The 2,264-nt window shown below is 48.5% G+C and carries 2 protein-coding genes; both read right to left on the bottom strand.

From position 1 onward, the window contains the following. The coding region (gene recJ / locus GRP75_RS24850) for a single-stranded-DNA-specific exonuclease RecJ (protein ID WP_160790661.1) at window positions 1-1,562 on the bottom strand (1,562 nt) is incomplete at its 3' end. Between the two features lie 32 nt (window positions 1,563-1,594). Beyond that, window positions 1,595-2,264, bottom strand: a 670-nt coding sequence (locus GRP75_RS24845; protein ID WP_160790660.1) for a cation diffusion facilitator family transporter, incomplete at its 5' end; no start/stop codon positions are given.

Here is a 2,264-nt window from a genome sequence, read left to right as displayed (position 1 = left end):
GCGTCCAGCGATAAACCGTTCTGCTCCAGCAAGAGCTTCACATGATTTTTCTCACGTCCCATTTTACGAGCTTCACGCAATTGCAGTCCCTGTAATACGAATCGTGGAGAAGGATTCCCCATACCAAAAGGCTGAAGCAACTCCAGTTCTTCAACCACTTGCAAAGATACCTCGTCCAAACGACAGACCATATCAGCTTCAGCTACAGGAATGAGATCTTCTGGTGTCAGAATGGAACCCGCATAGCGGTTCAGCTGCTCTTCAAACAATTCCAGATTGTCACGGGACAGCGTCATACCCGCAGCCGAAGGATGACCCCCAAAATGCTCCATAAGCTCATGGCTGTCCGTAAGAGCACTGTAAATATCCAATGCAGGAATAGAACGGGCAGAACCTTTGCACATGCCTGTCTCAGCATCTATACCAAGAATAATGGTCGGTCGATAATAACGATCCAATAGCTTGGATGCCACAATTCCGACAACGCCGACATTCCAGCCTTCACCAGCCAACACACTAACTGACGGTTGCTTGCCTCCATTCAGTTTGGATGCCAATTGTTGCTCGGCTTGCTCCACAATACGTTCGACCACCTGTTGACGCTCACGATTGAGCAGGTCCAGCGCATGCGCAAGTTGATCTGCTTCTTCCTCTTTTTCTGTCGTCAGCAGAGAAACTGCTCGTCCCGCATGATCCAAGCGCCCGCTGGCATTAATCCGCGGAGCCAATGCAAATGCGATGTTGACTGAAGTCACTGTAGATATATCCACGCCCGCTACATGGAGCAACGCACGAATACCCGGAAATGCAGAGTTTCTCATGGATTGAATCCCTCTGCGTACCATCGTCCGATTTTCACCATGTAGTGGCATCAGATCGGCTACCGTGCCGATAGCGGCGATTTCAAACCATTCCTCCGGCACCTCACCCAACAGCGCCTGGGCGAGCTTCAGGGCAACACCAACACCTGCAAGACCTTTAAATGGGTATGGGCAACCGGGTAGCTTCGGATTAATCAAAGTATATGCCTCGGGAAGTACAGCAGGCGGCTCATGATGATCCGTCACAATAACATCTATCCCCAAGGAAGTTGCATAAATAATTTGCTCTACTGCACTAATTCCCGTATCTACCGTAATGACCAGCGTAACTCCCTGCTGATGAGCCCAATCAAGGGCATGATTATGCAGACCATATCCCTCATTAGAACGATGGGGAATATAAATATCATAGGAAGCCTTCAGAAAACGCATGAGCTGAATCATCAATGATGTACTGGATACGCCGTCAGCATCATAATCGCCATAGATTAATATATGCTCGCCACGTTCCAGAGCCTGGCGAATTCTCGGCACGGCTTCTTTCATACCAAGAAGCAGAAAAGGGTCGTGTACATCGTCCACACTTCCGTACAAAAAGCGGTTTGCTTCCCCGGCGGTAGTGACGCCCCGGTTCACTAAAAGCCGGGACAACAATGGTGAAATCCCCAGTTCTTCTGTCAACAGCTGAGCCGCTTCCAGGTTAGCCTCTGGGGTCTTCCATCTGTACTGCGAATGAAGCAATCCTATTCACCTTTCTTTCATAGTCGTCTGCCCTATTGAAGCAACGACGACACATCATTATCTGGCAGTTCATGATTGGATTTGTAAGGATATCCGGCTTGATAAGAAATGAACTGCATTTGTACATGGGTCACCTGTGGAAAACGGGCTAACAGTAAATTTTTTGCTCGATCGGCAATTTCCTGCGCTTCCTGTACCGTAATCCGCGGGTTCACACTTATCGTTACATCCACTGTTATGAAATGGCCTGTTTCCTGGGCATGTAAGTGTTCAACCGTTACAATACCATACACCCGTTGAATCGTCTCCATAAAGCGTCGGGAGTCTTCCTCCTGCAAGGGCTGTGCAGGAACCTGGTAAGCGGTATTCATTACCATCAAATATCCTTTACGCAGCACCAGACAGGCTACCAGCAAAGCTGCGGTTGGATCAAGATATAATAATGCAGGCCATTCCATTGCTTCGCCAGTCATTGCACCGATCATGCCGATCAATGCAATCAACGATGCATACAGCGAGTAACGTTCATGGTTAGCGTACCGATCTGCTTCCGCTTTATGACCATGTTTAATCGAGTAGCGATATTGAAACTGAAATAGCCCTTCTCTCAACACCAACGCAATAAATACGGTAATTAATGCATACAGACCGGGAGCCTCCGGTTCCGAACTGCTTAATGAACGAACCGCCGAGATAGCTAGC

The sequence above is a fragment of the Paenibacillus sp. OT2-17 genome, assembly GCF_009827695.1.
Classification (GTDB): Bacteria; Bacillota; Bacilli; order Paenibacillales; family Paenibacillaceae; genus Paenibacillus; species Paenibacillus polymyxa_B.
Note: the sequence above shows the minus strand (reverse complement) of the source record. Positions and strands in the feature narration are given on the sequence as shown.